14 protein-coding genes are annotated in these 18712 nt (G+C 66.0%); 4 read left to right on the forward strand and 10 right to left on the reverse strand.

Going from position 1 to position 18712, the window contains the following annotated elements; translation table 11 throughout:
- Nucleotides 1-28: 28 nt before the first annotated feature.
- The 6 genes from H8S47_RS00420 to H8S47_RS00445 form a co-directional block, all read right to left on the reverse strand.
- Complete coding sequence (locus tag H8S47_RS00420) at nucleotides 29-1363, reverse strand: TldD/PmbA family protein (protein ID WP_187501956.1); 1335 nt, start codon at nucleotides 1361-1363, stop codon at nucleotides 29-31.
- Nucleotides 1364-1378: 15 nt separating this feature from the next.
- Nucleotides 1379-2959: a TldD/PmbA family protein gene (locus H8S47_RS00425; protein ID WP_235982512.1), complete on the reverse strand. Its 1581-nt coding sequence runs from the start codon at nucleotides 2957-2959 to the stop codon at nucleotides 1379-1381.
- Nucleotides 2960-3393: 434 nt separating this feature from the next.
- Nucleotides 3394-4302, reverse strand: coding sequence for a LysR family transcriptional regulator (locus H8S47_RS00430; RefSeq protein WP_187501958.1), 909 nt, complete (start codon nucleotides 4300-4302; stop codon nucleotides 3394-3396).
- A gap of 24 nt (nucleotides 4303-4326) precedes the next feature.
- Entirely contained in the window at nucleotides 4327-4731 is a 405-nt protein-coding gene (locus H8S47_RS00435; RefSeq protein WP_187501959.1) for a (R)-mandelonitrile lyase, read from the reverse strand.
- Between the two features lie 345 nt (nucleotides 4732-5076).
- On the reverse strand, nucleotides 5077-6297 hold the full coding sequence (locus tag H8S47_RS00440) for an MFS transporter (protein WP_187501960.1): 1221 nt from the start codon (nucleotides 6295-6297) through the stop codon (nucleotides 5077-5079).
- A 205-nt stretch (nucleotides 6298-6502) separates the two neighbouring features.
- Nucleotides 6503-6640 (reverse strand): hypothetical protein, encoded by a 138-nt coding sequence (locus tag H8S47_RS00445; RefSeq protein ID WP_187501961.1) that lies wholly within the window; start codon nucleotides 6638-6640, stop codon nucleotides 6503-6505.
- Between the two features lie 202 nt (nucleotides 6641-6842).
- Here H8S47_RS00445 and H8S47_RS00450 point away from each other — a divergent pair, with 202 nt between their 5' ends.
- Entirely contained in the window at nucleotides 6843-7832 is a 990-nt protein-coding gene (locus H8S47_RS00450) for an endonuclease/exonuclease/phosphatase family protein (protein WP_235982513.1), read from the forward strand.
- A gap of 30 nt (nucleotides 7833-7862) precedes the next feature.
- Here H8S47_RS00450 and H8S47_RS00455 read toward each other — a convergent pair whose 3' ends face one another.
- The 4 genes from H8S47_RS00455 to H8S47_RS00470 all read right to left on the reverse strand — a co-directional run bounded on the left by H8S47_RS00455 (nucleotide 7863) and on the right by H8S47_RS00470 (nucleotide 12845).
- Nucleotides 7863-9161 carry a mechanosensitive ion channel family protein gene (locus H8S47_RS00455; RefSeq protein WP_187501963.1) on the reverse strand — a complete coding sequence of 433 codons (1299 nt, stop codon included), beginning with the start codon at nucleotides 9159-9161 and terminating at the stop codon, nucleotides 7863-7865.
- Nucleotides 9162-9421: 260 nt separating this feature from the next.
- A complete protein-coding gene (locus H8S47_RS00460; RefSeq protein WP_187501964.1) occupies nucleotides 9422-10684 on the reverse strand; it encodes a DUF3526 domain-containing protein in 1263 nt (420 codons plus the stop codon).
- On the reverse strand, nucleotides 10684-12120 hold the full coding sequence (locus H8S47_RS00465) for an ABC transporter permease (protein WP_187501965.1): 1437 nt from the start codon (nucleotides 12118-12120) through the stop codon (nucleotides 10684-10686). The genes H8S47_RS00460 and H8S47_RS00465 overlap by 1 nt, the downstream gene beginning before the upstream one ends.
- Nucleotides 12117-12845 (reverse strand): ABC transporter ATP-binding protein, encoded by a 729-nt coding sequence (locus tag H8S47_RS00470; RefSeq protein WP_187501966.1) that lies wholly within the window; start codon nucleotides 12843-12845, stop codon nucleotides 12117-12119. The genes H8S47_RS00465 and H8S47_RS00470 overlap by 4 nt, the downstream gene beginning before the upstream one ends.
- A 172-nt stretch (nucleotides 12846-13017) precedes the next feature.
- Here H8S47_RS00470 and H8S47_RS00475 point away from each other — a divergent pair, with 172 nt between their 5' ends.
- The 3 genes from H8S47_RS00475 (at nucleotide 13018) to H8S47_RS00485 (ending at nucleotide 18712) form a co-directional block, all read left to right on the forward strand.
- Nucleotides 13018-15177 (forward strand): TonB-dependent siderophore receptor, encoded by a 2160-nt coding sequence (locus H8S47_RS00475; protein WP_187502119.1) that lies wholly within the window; start codon nucleotides 13018-13020, stop codon nucleotides 15175-15177.
- A 12-nt stretch (nucleotides 15178-15189) separates the two neighbouring features.
- Nucleotides 15190-16977, forward strand: coding sequence for a M14 family metallopeptidase (locus H8S47_RS00480; protein ID WP_398456935.1), 1788 nt, complete (start codon nucleotides 15190-15192; stop codon nucleotides 16975-16977).
- A gap of 574 nt (nucleotides 16978-17551) precedes the next feature.
- The gene (locus H8S47_RS00485; protein WP_235982514.1) at nucleotides 17552-18712 is read left to right on the forward strand and encodes an efflux RND transporter periplasmic adaptor subunit; all 1161 of its coding nucleotides are present in this window, start codon (nucleotides 17552-17554) and stop codon (nucleotides 18710-18712) included.

Consider the following 18712-nt stretch of genomic DNA (forward strand, 5'->3'; position numbering starts at 1 on the left):
GGAACAGAAATTTGGGAAACGGCCAAGATCAAACCGCGTCCGACAGCGAGGTGAAGGTGAAGTCGCGCAGTTTCATCGGCGGGATCATCATCACGAGCGAGCTCTCGTCTCCGGCGACGCGGACCGGTTTGCCGAGCTCGTCGATGTTGTTGAGCATGATCACCGGGCTCTCGTTGAAGCGGAAGTTCTTCACCGGATATTTGATCTCGCCATTCTCGATATAGAACGTCCCGTCGCGCGTCAGGCCGGTCAGCAGCACGGTTTGCGGATCGACCATGCGGATGTACCAGGTGCGCGAGACGAGGATGCCGCGCTCGGTACCGCGGATCAGGTCGGCGGTCGACTTGGTGCCGCCCGCCATCAGCAGATTGCCCGGCGATCCGACTGCGCGCTTGCCCTGTTTCTGCGCCCAGTAGCGCGAGTAGTTGAGGTTCACGATCTTGCCGTCCTTGATGATCGGCATCGCCTCGCGTGGGAGACCCTCGTCGTCCCACGGCATCACCGCGGCGCCGGGTGCCCAGGGGTCGGCGGTGAAATTGACGCGCGGATCATAGACCTGCTCGCCGACCTTGTTGCCGCCGCCCTTCTTCGACAGGAAGCTGCGCCCCTCGTCCGCCTGGCGCGCATCGAAGAAGTTCATCATGAAACTGATGAGCCCCGCCGCTGCCGCGGGTTCGAGGATTACGGTGTATTTGCCGGGCTCGAGCGCGCGCGCGTCGACCGAGGCCGAGGCCTTGCGGATCCCGGTGCGGATGTCGGTGGACGCGCTGAAAGCCGACGAGTCCTGGAGGCTGCGGCCGACCCAGCCCGAGCCGCGGCCATCTTCGGAGCGGACGGTGCAGGTGTAATCCATCGACGAGGCACGCTGGTACCCGAAATTGCCCTTCGAATTGGCGAACGCGACATAGCTCTGGCCGTCCTGCAGGAACCCGGCAGCGATCAGTTTCTGGGCCTTGCACGCGGTGATCGAGTCCCCGGCGACCTTGGCGCGATATTCGGGATCGATCGCGGCGGTCGCGGCGCTGAACGTCGGCGACGGCTTGTAGACCTGCTTGGCGACCGCGGGGACGAACTCGGGGTTCTCGGGCGCGAGCCGGGCTAGATCTTCGGCGCGGCGTACGACACGTTCGAGCGACGCGTCGTCGAACTGGTTGATTGTCGCGGTGCCGACGCGCTTGCCGAATGCGACCTGCACGGCGAGGTCCGAATTGGTGATCACGCCGCTGGTCGAGATGTTGTTCAACGCGAACCGGATGTTGCCGTCGATCGAGCCCGTCAATTGCGCGGTGCATTCGTCGGCCTTCGAAAGCGCGACGACCTTGGTGAGGATGGCGCGCGCCTGCTCTTCGGTGAGGATGCTCATGACCTGTATCTCCTATCAGCCGAGCGAGCGGGCGGTGTTGATGACGTTGATGCCGTTGAAGCGCGCGGTCGAGGAGCCGTGGCTGACCGTCGACACCTGGCTCGGCTGACCCTTGCCGTCGAAGAACGAGCCCCCCATCCGGTAGTCGCGGGCGTCGCACACGCCGACGCACGCGTTCCAGAATTCGGGCGTGCGGATCTGGTAGGCGACGTCCTCGATCTGCTGGGTGATCTTGCCGTTTTTGATCTCGTAGAACAGCTGCCCGCCGAACTGCGCGTTGTAGCGCTGCTGGTCGATCGAAAAGCTGCCGTCACCGATGATGTAGATGCCGTTCTCGACACCGCCGATCATGTCCGCGACGCTTTGCTTCTTCTTGCCCGCCTCAAGGCTGACGTTGGGCATGCGCTGGAACTGCACGCTGGCCCAGTTGTCGGCATAGCAGCACCCGTCCGACGCGGACTTGCCGAGGATGTGCGCCTGGTCGCGGATCGCCTCCAGGTCGACGAGCTTGCCGTCGCGGATCAGGTCCCACTTCTTGGTCTTCACGCCCTCGTCGTCGTAACCGACCGCGCCGAGGCTGCCATATTGGGTCTTGTCGGCGACGATCGAGACCTCGGGGCTGCCATATTGGTAGCGCTGTTTGACCTTGTCGAGCGTCACGAACGAGGTGCCCGCATAGTTGGCTTCGTAGCCGAGCACGCGGTCGAGCTCGAGCGGGTGGCCGACCGATTCATGGATCGTCAGCCACGTGTGCGAAGGATCGAGGACCAGGTCGTATTTGCCGGGCTTGACGGTCGGTGCCTTCAGCTTGGCCTGCGCCTGCTTGGCTGCGGCGATCGCGTCTTCCTTCATGTCGTAGGACAGGCCGTAGTTCACAACTCCGTTGGGCGACACGAACTTGCCCGAGGCGGCACCGTCGAGATACTCGAACCCCATCCCCATCGGAGCGGACAGGCCTTCGCGGGTGCGGAACTTGCCGGTCGCCTTGTCGATCGCGGTGACAGTCAGCGGCGCCCAGATGCGGTGGACGTCCTGGTCGATGTAGGATCCGTCGGTCGAGGCGAAATACTTCTGCTCGTTGACCAGGAACAGGATCGAATTGACGAAGCTCGCGCCTGCGTCCGTTGCAGCGGCATTGACGCCGAGCAGCAGGTCGACTTTCTCCTTCAGCGGCACCGCCATCGCGTTCTTCTTGACGGGGGTCCGCCACGACACCTCGCCGACTCCGGGCGTCGGCGCGAGCTGGACCGGTGCGGTCTGCGACTTGGCGTTGGCCTTGGCGATCGCGGTGGCGAGCTTGGCGGCGTTGGCGACCGCGTCGACGGTCATCTCGTTGGTGGCGGAGAAGCCCCAGGCACCATTCGCGATGACGCGGACGCCGACACCCGTCGATTCGGTACTGACGACGTTCTCGACGTTCTTTTCTCGCGTAACGACGAATTGGCGAAGGTACCGGCCGACACGCACGTCGCAATAGCTGGCACCAGCGCTTCTGGCGGCGTTCAGCGCGGCGTCGGCGAGGCGCTTCTTCACGGCGACGTCAATGGTGGAGACCAGTTCCTCGGCAGCGATCGCCCGCCCGAGGAAGGTCGGCAATACGCCGCCCCCCAATATCAAGCCACTTGCGGCCAGGAAGTCCCGTCTATGCAACGCCGTTCCCCCAAATATTGCCCGCGAGTGTCCTCTGCGTGGCACGGTCCCTGATCCCGGTGAAGACGATCGCGTTTCGATCGTAACCTGTCCGATGGTCGGATCATTGCGCGCGTTTCGATAAACGTCAACACGGTGTTTTACCGAACTGCTACAGTTGGTGCGTCAAGCCCGCTCGGACCCAGGAAAAGCCGGCCCGCCTCTACGGCAGCGCGTCGTCGTCAGCGGAAGCGAGCGTGCAGCCGGCCGAACCGGTCATGCCAGGAAGCATGTCGGCGTCCGGTACGTTCAGGTGGTAGCATGGCGCTGCCACGGTGGTGCCAGCGACCGGGAATGTCGGACCGGGGGTTATCGCTGCGCCGCATACGGTCTCATTCCCGTTAAAGACCCAACGGATGCCGTTCGCGGATCAGGTCGATCAGCAGGCGCAGACCGGCGGGGACTTGTCGGCGGCTTGAATAATAGACGTAGTAACCGGGGCCGGTCGTCGCCCACTCGCACAGCACGGTGTGCAGTTCTCCGCGCGCGCAATAGGGGGCGAACAGTGGCTCTGGACCATACATCAGACCCGCTCCGCCGAGTGCTAGTCCGAGCATCGCCCGGCCTTCGTTGACATAGATCTTGCTAGGGACGCTCACCGCGAACTCGCCGTCCGGGCCTTCGAAATCCCATCGGTAGATCCGGTCGTCGCCTAGCCGGATGCCGAGACAGCGATGCCGCTGGAGGTCGTCAGGATGCTGCGGCTCACCGAACCGGTCGAGATAGGCGGGCGAGCCTGCGACCGCCCAGGGGATATCGCCCGAGATACGCTGCGCCACCATGTCCTCGGGCACGGTGCCGCCGTGGCGGATGCCCGCGTCGAAGCCATCACCGACGATATCGACCATGCGGTCGGTGGCGACGATATCCAGGACGATGTCCGGATAGCGATCGGTGAATTCCGGCAGGACCCGGCTGAGCAGGAGCGTCGCCGCATCGACGACCACGTTCAGCCGGATGCGACCTGTCGGCGCATCGCGGTAGCGGTTGAGATCCTCGACCGCCTGGTCGATCGCCGAGAAGGGCTGCGTGATGGCGTCGCGCAGGTCTTTGCCCGCCGCCGTCAGCGTTATGCTACGATTGGTCCGGTTGAGCAACCGCACGCCGAGCCGACCCTCGAGCCCCTTCAGCGCATGGCTCAGCGCCGACGCACTGACGCCGAGTTCCAGCCCGGCGACGCGGAAACTGCGGTGCTTCGCGATCGCCAGGAAATAACCGAAGTCGGCAAGATCGGACCGGCTGGTGACCATGTGCGGCTGTGTATCCTCAGGGCCCTACGCGGCCAAGCCCAGATACTGCGCATCGGTCACCGGCTCCAGCCAGTCGACCGGGCTACCGTCCAGCGCTTCTTGGATCGCGATATGCGTCATCGCCGTGGTCGACGTGGCGCCGTGCCAGTGCTTGTGGGCGGCCGGGCACCAGATCACGTCGCCGGCGCGGATCTCGACGATCGCCTCGCCCTCGCACTGGGTCCAGCCGCAGCCGGCCGTGACGATCAGCGTCTCGCCGAGCGGATGGGTGTGCCAGTTGGTCCGTGCTCCGGGTTCGAACGTCAACGCTGCGCAGCAGTGGCGCGCGGGCTCCTTCGCGGTGTTGAGCGGATCGAGGCGGACCGTCCCGGTAAACCAGTCGGCGGAGCTCTTTTGCGATGGCTGCGATCCTGCGCGTTTCAGTTCCATGATCGTACATCCTTGGATGTTCGGCCCGGCGCATCCTCGCGTCAGGCGATGTCGGGCAGGCGGTCGAGAGGCATGTCGAACGTTAGCGGGCGTAGTCGCGGATGCGCACGCCGGTCGCGTTGTAGACTGCGTTCGCGACCGCGGCGCTGCCGGCGAGCAGTCCACGGCGCGACACTTCGAGTTCGGGGACTTCCGACATGAAACTCAATTTCCTTCCCGACCAGCTCGCGCCCGGCCGGCATGCTTGCGGGGCTTGGACCCAGGTGAGCGTCTGTTGAGTGGATACCAACGCGGCGCTGCGACTTTCGTGTCGGTGTCGTGGCTCAATGGAGCAGTGAGGATCGCTCATCGGCGGGCGGCAATGGTGCGGTCGTGTCGTGCAACGGTGAGCGCTGCGATCGCCGCCACGCCTAGCAGTGCGGCGCTGGTGAGAAACTCGGGCACGGCGCCGGCGGTGTCGTACACCACGCCGCCGACGGTCGCGCCGAGCGTGATCGCCAACTGGACCACCGCGACCATCAGGCCGCCGCCCGCTTCGGCGTCTTCGGGCAGGGTCCGGGCGAGCCAGGTCCACCAGCCGACCGGCGCCGCGGTTCCGGCAAAGCCCCATATCGCGAGCAACCCGGCCGTCGCGATCGCCGACCCGCCGAACAGGGCGAGGCCGATCGCGACTGCTGCCATCGCCGCCGGGAGCATCCAGAGCGTGACGAAGAGGCGCTTGACGACGAGCCGACCGATCACGACGGTCCCGATGAAGCCGGACGCGCCGACGGTAAGCAGCATGACCGAGAGCATGACCACGCTGACGTGCGTGACCTGTTCGAGGAACGGCCGCAGATACGTGAACAGCGCGAATTGCCCGACGAACAGCATGGCGACCGCAAACAGTCCGAGCAGAACCGCCCTGCTGCGCAGCAACTCGAGCATTGCACGCGCCGACTGACGTTCGGCGACGGGGAGCTTGGGTAGTACGATCGCCTGCCAGACGAGTGCCCCGACCGCGACCGGCACCACGCAGAGGAACGCGCGGCGCCAGCCGATCAGGCTGCCAAGAAAACTCCCGAGCGGCGCGGCGAGCGCGGTCGCCAGCGCGGTTCCGCCGCTGATGATCGCCAGCGCCTTGCCGACCAAATCCTCGGGCACCAGCCGGATCGCGATCGCCGCCGACATCGACCAGAACCCGCCGATCGCGACACCGAGCAGCGCGCGCCCCGTCATGAACACCAGGTAGCTCGGCGCAAACGCGACCATGATGCCCGAGACGATCAGTATGGCGATCAGCGCGAGCACGACGCGGCGGCGGTCGATCCTTCCGAGCAGTACCGAGAACGAAAGGCTCGTGACGACCGCGAACACACCCGAGATCGCGATCGCCTGCCCGGCCTGCCCCTCGGTCAGACGCAATGTCTTCGCGATCGGGCTGAGGAGGCTGACCGGCAGGAATTCGGAAGCGACGAGCACGAAGCTGCACAGCGCCATCGCGTACACGGCGCCCCAGCGTGGCGGCGTGGCATCGCCTTCCGCCGTCTCGAGTCTGGTCGCTGGAGTGGCAACGAGGGTGGCCATGTCGGCGCGTCCTTCTGTCGGTTCGGGAGTGCCCGGACGATCCATGCGCAGGCACATGGCTTCGTTCGAGCGCTGGCGGCCGCAACGGGGTTGCACGGCGGATCCGCACTATAAGCCGCCGGATTCGCGCGAACAATTTGCCGCGTCGTTGATGCAGCGATGAGCTGGGCTCATCATGGTGGCATCAATCGGTCGCGGGCACGGTTCAGGCGAGCCCGATGGTATTCAACATCCGGTCCAAGGTGATCGGGAGGCTGCGAATGCACTTACCGTGCACACGATAGACCGCGTTGCCGACCGCAGGCGCGACGCCGACGAGATCGATCCCAGAACCAGGCGCCAATCTAGCGTCTCGCGCGAACGGTCCGTGGCAACCGAAATCCGGTGCCGACCGTTAAGCATACGTGCTGGGTCGTTCCATCTCTCATATCCGGATGCGATACCTCGCAGCGATCGGCCTGCTGGCGTGCTCGTCGGCGTGTACGACCTTGCCACCACCGCTCATGCAGACATGCCTGCCCCCGTCGACCGCATCGGCTGCACAAATGTCGCTCTCGGCGGATGGCGCCCGCGCCAGCACGACCTTCGACGTCCTGACATTCAATATCGAAGGTCTGGGATGGCCGGCGCGAGCGAAGCGTGGTCCGGCGCTGGCGCGGATCACGGCAGCGCTTCGGCAGATGGAGGCCCAGGGCGATGCGCCGGACATCGTCATGGTGCAGGAGATGTTCAGCAAGGCTGCGGTCCGGGCGGTCACGGGCATCGGCTATCCCAACATGGTTTTCGGGCCGTCACGCACCCAGCGCAAGAGCCTGCCGGGCGCTGATCGCATGGGGGGACCGTATCGGTGGAAGAAGGGCGAGCTCGGCTTGCACATGGTCGGTTCGGGCCTTGCCATCCTGAGCCGCTACCCGATCGTCGAGACCCGCTCCGAACCGTTCGGACGTCGCCGGTGCGCGGGCCTGGACTGCCTCGGCAACAAGGGCGTTCTCTATGCGCGGGTGGCGATCCCGGGCGTGCCCGGTGCGATCAACCTCTTCAATACCCATCTGAATTCACAGCGCTCGTCGCGCGTGTCGCCCCGGCGCCACGCGCGCGCGCACCGCCTTCAGGTCGACGAACTCGGCGCCTTCATTTCCGTGGTGGGCGACCAGAACGTGCCGACGATCCTCGGCGGCGACTTCAACATGAAGGACTCGGCGATCCGGTTCGAACGGTTTCGGAACGTGACGGAGCCGTTCGAGATCGTGCAGGAATGGTGCACCGCCAACCCGCTGCCCTGCGATACGCGCATATCATGGGATGGCGACGAGCCATGGATGGACACCCAGGATCTCCAGCTCTTCGAAAGCGGTTCCACGGTCACCGTGACTCCGATCCGCGTCGAGGCGGTCTTCGATGGCTCGGCGGGCAGCCCTCGATTGTCGGATCATGACGGGTTTCGGGTAACCTACAGGGTAAGTTGGCCCGCTCGCGCTCGGTCTCGCATGGGTAGCGCGGAGGCCTTGCCGAGCTGTGGTGGTCGAGCAGGCTGAGCCGCCGTAAGAGCCGCGGAAATTCCGCGATTATCGGTGCGGTTCCGCTTTGGGGGCCATTTCCCCGCCCGGCGGCGAGTGAAAGCGCAGATCGCGCTGGGGCACCGGGATAGTGACGCCGTGTTCCTTGAACAGGTCCCAGATGCGAAAGAACACGTCGCTCGTGACATTGCCGACCCCGGCCTCGGGGCTGTCGATCCAGATCCGCAGATCGAACTCGACGCCGTTGTCGCCGAATTCCTTGATCCAGCAAACGGGCGCGGGTTCGGTGAGCACGCGAGGCGAGACCGACGCGGCCTCGACGGCGAGCCGTTGCGCCAGCCGCAGGTCGCAATCGAACGATACCCGAAATCCGACATGAACCCTGACGTCCCGGCTCGAGAAGGACCAGTTCTCGACTTCGTCGGTCATCAGCCGTTCGTTCGGGATCAGATGCTCCTTGCCGTCACGGGTCAGCACCGAGACTGCGCGAACGCCGATCTTGTTGACCCAGCCGAAGGTATCGCCGACCGCGATGACGTCGCCGGGCTTGATCGATCGGTCGAGTAGCAGGATGAGCCCCGCGATCAGATTGCCGAGCGTCTTCTGCAGGCCGAAACCGATCGCCAGACCGAACGCTCCCGAGAACACGGCCAGCGCGGTGAGATCGATGCCGAGCAGGTCGATGCCGACGAAGATCGCGACGGTGACGACCGCGATCTGGGCGAGTTTCTGGAACAGCACGCGTTGCGCCGCATCGAGCAGCCGGGCCTGTCCGATCCCGCGCAGGATCAGGCCGAGCAGCGCGCGCGCGGCGAGAAACAGCAGGAGCGACAAGCCGACCGCGTTGACGATGTCGAGCAGCGAGATGCGGCGGGTGCCGACCCCCATGCTGGCGCGGTCCAGTCCTGCGATCAACGGGGTCATGCCGCCCAGCCGACTTGCCAGCACGATTAGGAACAAGGTGGCCGCGATCAGCGATGCGGGTCGGCTTTGCAGGCCAAGCGCGCGGCCGAATTCATAGGCCAGGACGGCAACGGCGATGCCGAGACCCGCAGCAAGGAGAAGATCCGCGCCGGGGTTCAGCCCACGGACGCCGAGAAACGCAGTCAGGACCAGCGCCGTCACGCCGGCGCGGGTGATCGCCATCAGTCGCGGCGCAATCACGTCGGCATGTCGCGGCGCCAAAGCGGGCAGGAGATACCGACAGGCAAGGCGCGCCGCGACGATCCCCAGCAGCAACGCCGTGCTCAGGATCGCGACTGCCGCGATCAGGTCATGAAACGGCAGCGCCGTCCATTGGTCCAGATAGGTCTGCCACCAGGCATCGTGTTCCAACCGGTTCTCCAATGCGAGCTCCTTGGCGTCGTTCGCCCGACAATCACCCCGACAACACAATGGTATGCACGTCTGGTAGCCCGACCTGTGGTAGCCAGAATCGGCGCCCCGGTCAGCCCTTGTCGTCATGCCTCATTGCCGCATCGCACTTCGCGTAGATCGCGGGGGCACGCGGTCAGCGACCGGTGCGGAGCACACCATTAAGATCGAGAGCCGCCGCCGTCGGCGGCGGTTCCTGATGGAGGGCCATGCCGCGGACCGCGCCTTTGCCGTCAGCCACGATCTCGATCGTCGAAGCGGGGGGCGCGGTCGAAATCAATTTTGCCGAACGGTCGGTCGCGGAAGAGATAGCCGTAGTAGAAGGTGCGGAGACGATGGTGGAACGCGCGGATACGGTCCTGATAGGCCAGTTGCGCCGTCAGGTCGGTATGCGCGATCCGGGTCAGCAGCGCCTGCACGCCCACCGAAGGCAGCACCCAGCCGAGCGCACGGCCCGCGGCATCGCGCGCTTCCAGGCCCTGGCGATAGGCGCGGACCGCGGGGGCGACGCTTTCGTCACCATTCTCGTGGAAGGCCAGATACCATTTATAGTGAAATTCGGGACCGAGCGGCGCCGAATCCGCCCATTCGGGATGGCGGGCGTAGAAGCGCCGCATGGTGGCTTCGCGGGGCACGTCCCACGCGCCGTTGACCGCTTCACGCTGCGCCATCGCGATCTCCGCGCCCTGGTTGACGGGGATCGCGGCGTTGATCGCCACGTTGCACAAGGTCGGGACGATCAGCACCAGCACGAGCCATGCCGCCGCCAGCGCCGCCGCGTTCGCGACCGAACTCCAGCGCAGCCGGCCGATCAGCGCGGCGAGTGCGATCCAGAACAGCAGATAGGCGGCGACCACGGCAAGGACGATCAGGATCGATGCGACGCCGACCCCCGCGAATGCCGCGGCGATACCGAAGGGTATGCCGAGCGCACTCCATGTCAGCAGGAAGCGAAGCAGCGTCCGGCGGCGCCACAGCGCACGCCCCCCGTTCGGCAACGCATCGAGCATCCGCTGCCGCCCCGCCTCACGCTCGGCCGAGCGGAGATCGTGAAACAGCGCGATCACGAACAGCGGCGCGAGGAATACCAGCACGAAGGCGAAATCGAACCGGCCGGGCAGTGCGAGTTCGGGATTGAAGGTGTCGCCGTCGTAGATCTGCGCCTCCAGCCCCAGCGCGCGGACCCGCAGGATGTACGGCGCCACGTCGCGCATGCCGAGCGCGGCGAAGGCGAGCGGTGCGGGCGCATCCCAGGTCGGATGGAAGCTGTAATAGGCGGCACTTCCCGCGTCCTTGGTACGAACGACATAGTCGGCGATCGCCCTGATATCCTCGGCTTGTGCCGCTGGGATGGCAGCGATGGCGGCGCGCTGGCGGACGATCTCGCCGGTTCCCGCGGCGAGCGCCGCCGCGGTCAGCAGCGCGAGCAGGGCCAGCGCGCAGACCGTCAGGCGCTGGCGGAACAGCAGTCGCAGTTCATAGCGGAACAGGCCCATCATCGTGCTCCCAGTCGGCGCGACGCGACCATGAGCAGGACAAGCGCCCCTGCCAGCCAGGCGAACACCACGGCGAGGCCGGGCAGCGCGGCGGCGGCGAGCGTACGACCGTCGGGCGCGACGAACCGGAAGTTCGGCATGGTCTGCCAATTGCGCGCGGCGACGCGCTTGCGCCGGTCCGCGCCGGCATCGGTCGCGCCGTCGTCGGCATAGCTGACGTCCTCCATCTGCATCCGGTTCAGTCGTTGTACGAGCGCATAGCGATAGGCCTCGGCCTGCTCCAGGAACCGCTGGTGCCCGATAAGGTCGGTGCCCGCGGCGGCCATCGACAAGGACCGCAAAGCGATGGCCGGGCTCAGCAATCCCATAGCGTCGACCAAGCTATTCTGTCGCGCCTGCGCCGCGTGGTTCGCGGTCGCATAGCGGCCATAGACCGCCGAGGTCAGCCGCTCGCCCTCAATGCCGACCGCACCCTTGTAGTTGATCGGCAGATGCTCGACTTTCGCAACGCCGTAGCGCGCGAGCAGCGCCTGCTTGAACTGCGCGAAATGGGGATCGTCGGGATTGTGGCTGTCTCCCATCGTCCGCAGGTCGCGCGCGACCGCGACTTCGGTCTGCAGCCGGTTGGTCAGGGGAACCGCGGCGCTGGCGAGATCGGGTGCGACACGGGGCAACAGCACCACCGCGACCGCCCACACAGCGACCAGCGCGAGGAGCGCATCGCGGCTGCGGCGGACCGACGCCGATACGAGCAGGATCAGCACCGTCCACAACGCCAGATAGCCGATATGGCCTAGCGCGATCACCAGCATGGGCCAGACCAACGCGCCGGGCTGGCCGGCGATCGCGACCAGGCCGATCATCGCCGGCAGCCCGGCGAGCAGCGCCGCCGCACCCAGCGCCAGCAGCTTCCCGCGAACGATCTGCCCGCGGGCGGCGCCTTGCAGCATCAGGACGCGCACCGTGCCGCGTTCGGTCTCCCGCGCCAGCGCGCCATAGCCCAGGAAGATCAGCAGCAACGGCGCAACCACCTGCAGAACGAAGGCGGGCGTCAACTGGCCGAAGCGCACCAGCAGCGAGCTTTGCCGCACATCGCCGAAATTGGCGCTGTTCTGGCGATGTCCCTCCAGGAACATGCTGTTGCCCGTGAATGCATCGACGCCGGGATCGAACGCGGCCAGCGGCCCCAGTGGGCGGAAGATGAATGTGCCGTAGTGAACGACACGGTGGGGGTGTCGGTCGGGCTGCGCCTTGAACGCCGTCTCTGCCGCCTCGGCCTGACGCGCGCGCAGCTCGGCGATCCCGCGCTGATGCGCCCAGGAACTCGCAACCGCGACCAATGTCAGCAGCACGACTAGGACGAAGGCAATGATGGCGACGCGGTTGCGAGTCATCAGGCGAATTTCGTCGCGCGCGATCAGTCCGACCGCGCTCATGCCGCCAACCGATCGCCGCCGAGCTGGAAACGGGCGTGCAGCGCGCGAACGTCGAACCGCTCGGGGCCGTCCGCCCGCACTTCGTGTGCGACGCGTCCCGCTTCCAGAAAGGCGATGCGGTCGGCAATGTCGGCGGTGGAGAGAAGGTCGTGCGTCACCATCAATATGGCGGTGCCCCGTTCCCGGACCTGCAAGAGAAGCTGCGAGAAGTCGGCGGTCGCGCGCGGATCGAGTCCCGATGTCGGCTCGTCGAGCAGCAGCACCGGCACCCGCCGCAGCAGCGCCACCGCGATCGCGACCTTCTGCCGCATCCCCTTGGAGAAGCCGCCGAGCCGCTGGTGCCACGCCTGATCCTGCAAACCGGCCGCAGCAAGCGCCGCGGCGATGGCATCATGCCCCTGGCGCTCGCCGGAAAGCGCGAGCAGATAGTCGGCGTTCTCGACCGCCGTCAGATGCTCGTAGAGCGCGACGTTCTCCGGCAGATACGCGATCCGCCGTCGCACGGCGTCGGGATCGGTCGCCGGATTCATCCCGCAAACCTCGACCGTCCCCGATCGTGCCCGCGTGAATCCGAGCAATGTCGATAGGGTCGTCGACTTGCCGGCACCATTGCCACCCAGCAACGCGGTAATGCTGCCCACCGGTACGCGCAGCGACAGTCCGTTGAGGACGTCATGCGTATCGTACGCGAACGTCAGATCGTCGATCAGGATCGGTTCGGTCATCGGGCGTATCAAATCCTCGGCAATGAACATCGTCGCTCAATGCCCGGTCGACGCCTGTGTAACAAGATATCATTGACGATGTTACATCATTACCTTCATAGGCGAGCCAGTTCGGAGCGTCGCAGCGCTCCCGATCCGAATTGCCGAAGGGGATATTGTCTTGCGTCTGTCCATGCGTGCGGCCTCGATGGCCGGTGCCATTCCGCTTGCCATTGCCTTGTCTTACGCCCCTGCTGTTGCGCAGTCGGACGAGGAAAGTCGGTCCGAACGGGGCCGAACCGAAAGCGAACGCGAGGAAATCACGGTGACCGGGGTGCGGCAGCCGTATCGCGGCAACTTCACGCTACGCGAGATCCCGCAGGCGATCACGACGATCGACGACACGGTTATTGCCGAAAATGCCATCACACGCCTTACCGACGCGCTCGACCTGAACGCCTCGGTGGTGCGGCAGAACACGCTGGGCGGGCTGTGGGACAGTTTTGCGGTGCGCGGCTTTGCCGGCGACGAGAATCTGCCGAGCGGCTATCTGGTCAACGGGTTCAACGCTGGACGTGGGTTCAGCGGGCAGCGCGACGTGGCTGGGATCGAGCGTGTCGAGGTGCTGAAGGGGCCGGCCGCCGCCGTGCTGGGCCGTGGCGAACCCGGCGGCTCGATCAACCTGGTGACCAAACAGGCGGAGCTAGGCCGGACGTTCGGTACCGCATCGCTGCAATATCGCAGCTTCGACACCGTTCGTGCCGAGGGCGATGCGAACCTAGCACTGACCGACACGCTGTCGGCGCGGCTGATCGGCTATGCCGAGAGCGGCGACACGTTCCGCGACACGGTGGAGCAGAAACGCTGGGGCTTCCTCCCGTCGATCGGCCTGAAGCTGGGCGATGCAACGCGCGTCACCTATGATTTCGAATGGACGCGCGTCGAGGTGCCGTTTGACCGTGGTATCGCCGTGCTGAACAACGATTTCAGCACGGTGCCCCGCTCGCGGTTCCTGGGCGAACCGAGCGACGGCGACACCGTCGCGCGTGCCACCGGGCACCAGTTGCGTCTCCAGCACGACTTCAGCGACAGATGGTCGCTGTCGGTTGGCGCCAGCCACCGCGATACGCGGCTGACCGGCGCATCGTCGGACGCGGAAACGCTGCGATCGCGCCAGAAGCTCTATATCGACGGCCGATCGCTGTCGCGGCAGCGGCGCACCCGCCAGTACACCTCCGAGCACAGCGTGCTGCGCGCCGAACTGGCGGGTGATTTCGCCACGGGGTCGTTGCGCCACCGTGTCCTGATGGGCGGGGATTTCGACTATTTCGATACCGACCAGCTGTTCACGCGCTATCGCGGGCCGGTGGTGAGCGCGACCACGACCGATCAGGCGGGCTATGTGCTCGATCTGCAGAACCCGGTCTATGGCCGCTATCCGGTGCTCGCCACCGCGCCGATCACCAACAGGCTCGACGTGCAGCGCACGATGGGCGCCTATGTGCAGGACCAGATCAGCCTGACCGATCGGTTGCAGGTCCGTGTCGGCGGCCGCTACGACGACTTTCTGCTCCGCGTCGACAACCGTCTGACCAACATGCTGGGCCGGCGCAAGCGGAGCCGCTTCAGCCCGCAGGTCGGGATCGTCTATGAACTCAGCACGACGCTCTCGATCTATGCGGCGTATGGCGAGGGCTACCGCGCCAATATCGGCGCGGACGCGAACGGCAACGTCTTCGAGCCCGAAACCAGCAAGTCGATCGAGGCCGGGGTGAAGCTGACCGCGCTGGGTGGCCGGCTGACAGGCACGCTGGCGGCCTATCAGCTTGAGAAATCCAACGTGCTGGCCACCGATACCGCTAATCCCGGTTTCTCGATCGCGATCGGCAAGGCGCGCAGCCGCGGGATCGAGGCCGATCTCAACGGCCGTCTGCCCGGCGGGATCGAGCTGCTTCTGAGCTACGCCTATACCGATGCCGAGGCGCGCTCTCGCGTGCTCGACCCGAACTTCTCGTTCCAGATCGAGCCGGGCGATCCGCTGATCAACATCCCCAAGCACAATCTCAACCTGCAGGCGGCCAAGCGCTTCAAGGCGGGGTCGCGTGACATGCTGATCGGGGCCGGCGTCCAGCATGTCGGCGCGCGCAACGGCGAAACCGGGACCGACTTCACGCTGTCGTCGCACACGCTGTTCCGCGTGTTCGGCCAGGCCGACCTGATCGACGGGGTGCAGCTGTTCGGCTCGATCGCCAACCTGTTCGACGACCATTGGTACGCCAACAGCTATTCGCCCGTCTGGGTGCAGCCGGGCATCCCGCGCACAGCCACGATCGGCCTGCGCGCCAGCTTCTGAGTAATGATCCCCATGCGTCTTATCTCACTCGCTATCATCGCCCTGCCCGCAGCGTCCTCGGCGCAAACGCCCACACCGCTACCTGGGCTGCCGGCTGCGATCCTGCCACCGGTGCAGCCTTGGTCCGGCGCGAGCGAGCGCGTGATCGTCGCCGCGAACGATCCGTGGATCACTCCCGCCGAACGCGCGAACTTCGCGACGACACCACGTTATGCGGAGACGCGCGCCTGGCTGGAACGGCTCGCCGCCGCGTCGCCGCTGATCCGGATCGAGACGTTCCGCCGCACCGCGCAGGGGCGCGACATGCTCATGGTCCGCGCCAGCAAGGGTGGCGCGGGGAAACCCGTCGTCCTGATCCAGGCGGGCATCCACTCCGGCGAGATCGACGGCAAGGACGCAGGGCTGATGCTCCTCCGCGACATCGCGCTCAGGGGCAAGGACAGCCTGCTCGACTCGGTCGATCTGGTGTTCGTGCCGATCTACAATATCGACGGACACGAGGCGATGAGCCGCTGGAACTTCCCGGCGCTGCGGGGCCCGTCGGAAAAGGGCAATGTCGCCACCGCGCGCGGCATCAACCTGAACCGCGACTATGCCAAGGCCGACGCGCCGGAGACGCGCGCGATGATCGCGTTGCTGCGGCGGCTCGATCCGATCCTCTATGTCGATTGCCATGTCAGCGACGGCTTCGACATGCAGTACGACATCACCTTCACTTATGCCGGCTGGGGGCGCTACGCCTATCACCGCGCCACGGCCGACTGGCTGACGGCGCGGTTCGGCCCGACGGTGACTACGGCACTGGAGCGCGCCGGGCATATACCGACGCTCTACCCGAGCCCGATCGACACGCGCGATCCCGCCAAGGGGATCCGCCAGGCGCCCGAGGGCCCGCGCTATTCGACCGGCTATGGCGACTTCATCGGCGTGCCGACGGTGCTGGTCGAGAACCACATGCTCAAACCCTATCGGCAGCGCGTGCTCGGCACCTATGTCCTGCTCGAAGCGGCGTTGAAACTGGCCGCGGCCGACCGGGACCGGATCGCCGCGGCGAAGGCGGCCGACCGTACCAGCCGGCCCGCCACCATGCTCGCGCGCTGGAAGCCGGCGGCGATGCCGATCGGCTGGATCGAGCGGTTCAAGGGCATCGGCTTCGACACCTATCGTTCGCCGGCGAGCGGACAGATGGAACAGCGCTGGACGGGCAAGCCGATCACCTTCCGCATGCCGATCATTGGGCAGGACCCGGTCGAGACGGTGACTTTGCCGACCGCCTGGTGGGTGCCGGCGGAACAAACCGAGATACTCTATCGCCTCCGCCTCCACGGTATCAGGTTCGATCCGATCACGGCCCCGCGGACGCTGACGCTCGACCGCGTCCACCTGCGCGATGCGGTGGTGCAACGCGCGCAGGACGGGCGGCTGCCGCTGAAGGCATCGTTCGAGCACGTCCCCGTGACCGAGACGCTCCCGGCAGGTACGGTCCGCGTCCCATCCGACCAGCCGCTCGGCCTGCTCGCCGCCGCGTTGCTGGAACCTGAAGCTCCGGACTCCCTGCTAGCCTGGGGCTTTTTCCCGGAGATGCTCTCGTCTCCACCAGGCGCGGAAGACTTCGTCCGCGCGCCACTCGCCGAGGCGCTGCTGGCGTCGGACGATACCGTCAGAACCGCGTTCACGGTGAAACTGGCAGATGACTCTGCGTTCGCCAGAGACCCGGAAGCACGGCTCGATTGGCTTATGGAGCGCCTTCCCGACCGCAAAACCACGCATCTGACGTACCCGATCCCGCGGGAACGTTGAGGGTTTTGTCGAACGAGCGATTGGTCAACGGCGTGAACGAATGGCTGAAGTCCCAGTGTCCAAGGCAATCGACAATGCGTGTTTGGCGCCTCGAGACGATCCAATTGCGCGCTGCCTACCATAGGTTCCGGCCGACCGTGTCGAAAACAGAGACGGCTCATCATAGTGCCGCGCACACGACCGCAGATAGGGTACGACAATTCATCAAACGGAGTGCGCGAGTAAAGTCGTCGCATTGAGCATCGCACCGGTTTAACCGTGCGGCTCGTCGAGATCGGCGGCCTGATACAAACGCTTACATCATCTTACCCCGCGTACATGTTTGGCGAGAGCCGCGTCGGCTACCGGACCGGACCACTATGAGGGTTCGGTCGATATGCTAGCTTTTGAAATCGCCGCCGTCATGGCGGCATCTGCCCAGCGGCACACCGCCGAGGCGCGCGCTCCGACCACTCCAGCGAGCCGATGCCGCCTTACCGCCCTTCGCATGGCGAGCATGGCCGGCAGCGCCGATCCGATCGCGCGCTGCAAGCGCCTCCATCGCAACCACTGAAACGGCATCATCATGCTATTTATGACGACGCGCCGCGCGCTACCGCTGCTGCTGACTTTTTCGCTCGCTGCCTGTGGCGGTGCGGAAAAAGGCGGTCCCCCTCGCCAGGGGCCGGTCGAGGTCGGCGTCGTGACGCTGACCGCGCAACCCGTCACCACCACGACCGAGCTGACCGGCCGCATCACCGCGACCGCGGTGGCCGATGTCCGGCCCCAGGTCGACGGGATCATCAAGGCCAGGCTGTTCACCGAGGGTACGACGGTCCGTGCCGGGCAGCCGCTCTACCAGATCGATCCACGCCTCTATCGCGCGACCCGCGACCAGACCGCCGCGCAGCTGGCGAGTGCGCAGGCATCGGCGGCCACCGCGCAGGCGAAGGTGGCGCGCTACAATCGGCTCCAGACCGCCGATGCGGTCGCGCGGCAGGATGTCGACGACGCGGTCGCCGCCGACCGCGAGGCCAAGGCGAGCATCGCGCAATATCGCGCGAGCCTGCGGACCGCGAACGTCAACCTCGGCTTCACGCGGGTGTATGCGCCGATCTCGGGACGGATCGGTCGGTCGGCCTTTACCGTAGGCGCGCTGGTGTCCGCCGCGCAGACCTCCGCACTGGCGACGATCTCGCAGCTCGATCCGATCTATGTCGATATCCAGCAATCGAGCACTGCGCTGCTCGACCTGCGCGAAAGCCTCGCCAGCGGCGATGTACTGCCGGCCAGCACGACCGTCCGCCTCGTGCTCGAGAATGGGCGCGTCTATCCGCAGGCCGGGACGATCCAGTTCGGCGAGGTCAGCGTCGACACGACCACCGGCACGGTGACGCTGCGGGCTCGCTTTCCGAACCCGCAGGGTATCCTGCTGCCGGGCATGTTCGTCCGGCTGACCGTGCCGCAGACGATCGTCCGCAACGGTATCCTCGCGCCGCAGCAGGGGATCACCCGCGATGCAAAGGGTAATGCCACCGCACTGGTCGTCGGCGCGGACAACAAGGTTGCGCTGCGCCAGGTCACCACCGGGCAGGCAGTCGGGGCGCAGTGGCTGATCACCGCGGGGCTCAGGACCGGCGACCGGCTGATCGTCCAGGGCACCGACAAGGCGCAGCCCGGGGCGACCGTGAAGGCCGTGACCGTCGCCGCTGGCACCACCGCCGCCGGCACCACCAACCCCGGGATCACTAACTGA

Origin of the sequence: Sphingomonas albertensis (assembly GCF_014358075.1) — a bacterium.
In the GTDB taxonomy this organism is placed as follows: Bacteria; Pseudomonadota; Alphaproteobacteria; order Sphingomonadales; family Sphingomonadaceae; genus Sphingomonas; species Sphingomonas albertensis.

Excerpts from the sequence above, each read along its gene's own strand:
- H8S47_RS00420 (WP_187501956.1), bottom strand. The coding sequence starts at position 1,363 with ATGAGCATCCTCACCGAAGAGCAGGCGCGCGCCATCCTCACCAAGGTC.
- H8S47_RS00430 (WP_187501958.1), bottom strand. The coding sequence starts at position 4,302 with ATGGTCACCAGCCGGTCCGATCTTGCCGACTTCGGTTATTTCCTGGCG.
- H8S47_RS00435 (WP_187501959.1), bottom strand. The coding sequence starts at position 4,731 with ATGGAACTGAAACGCGCAGGATCGCAGCCATCGCAAAAGAGCTCCGCC.
- H8S47_RS00440 (WP_187501960.1), bottom strand. The coding sequence starts at position 6,297 with ATGGCCACCCTCGTTGCCACTCCAGCGACCAGACTCGAGACGGCGGAA.
- H8S47_RS00450 (WP_235982513.1), top strand. The coding sequence starts at position 6,843 with ATGTCGCTCTCGGCGGATGGCGCCCGCGCCAGCACGACCTTCGACGTC.
- H8S47_RS00460 (WP_187501964.1), bottom strand. The coding sequence starts at position 10,684 with ATGGGCCTGTTCCGCTATGAACTGCGACTGCTGTTCCGCCAGCGCCTG.
- H8S47_RS00465 (WP_187501965.1), bottom strand. The coding sequence starts at position 12,120 with ATGAGCGCGGTCGGACTGATCGCGCGCGACGAAATTCGCCTGATGACT.
- H8S47_RS00470 (WP_187501966.1), bottom strand. The coding sequence starts at position 12,845 with ATGACCGAACCGATCCTGATCGACGATCTGACGTTCGCGTACGATACG.
- H8S47_RS00475 (WP_187502119.1), top strand. The coding sequence starts at position 13,018 with ATGCGTGCGGCCTCGATGGCCGGTGCCATTCCGCTTGCCATTGCCTTG.
- H8S47_RS00480 (WP_398456935.1), top strand. The coding sequence starts at position 15,190 with ATGCGTCTTATCTCACTCGCTATCATCGCCCTGCCCGCAGCGTCCTCG.
- H8S47_RS00485 (WP_235982514.1), top strand. The coding sequence starts at position 17,552 with ATGACGACGCGCCGCGCGCTACCGCTGCTGCTGACTTTTTCGCTCGCT.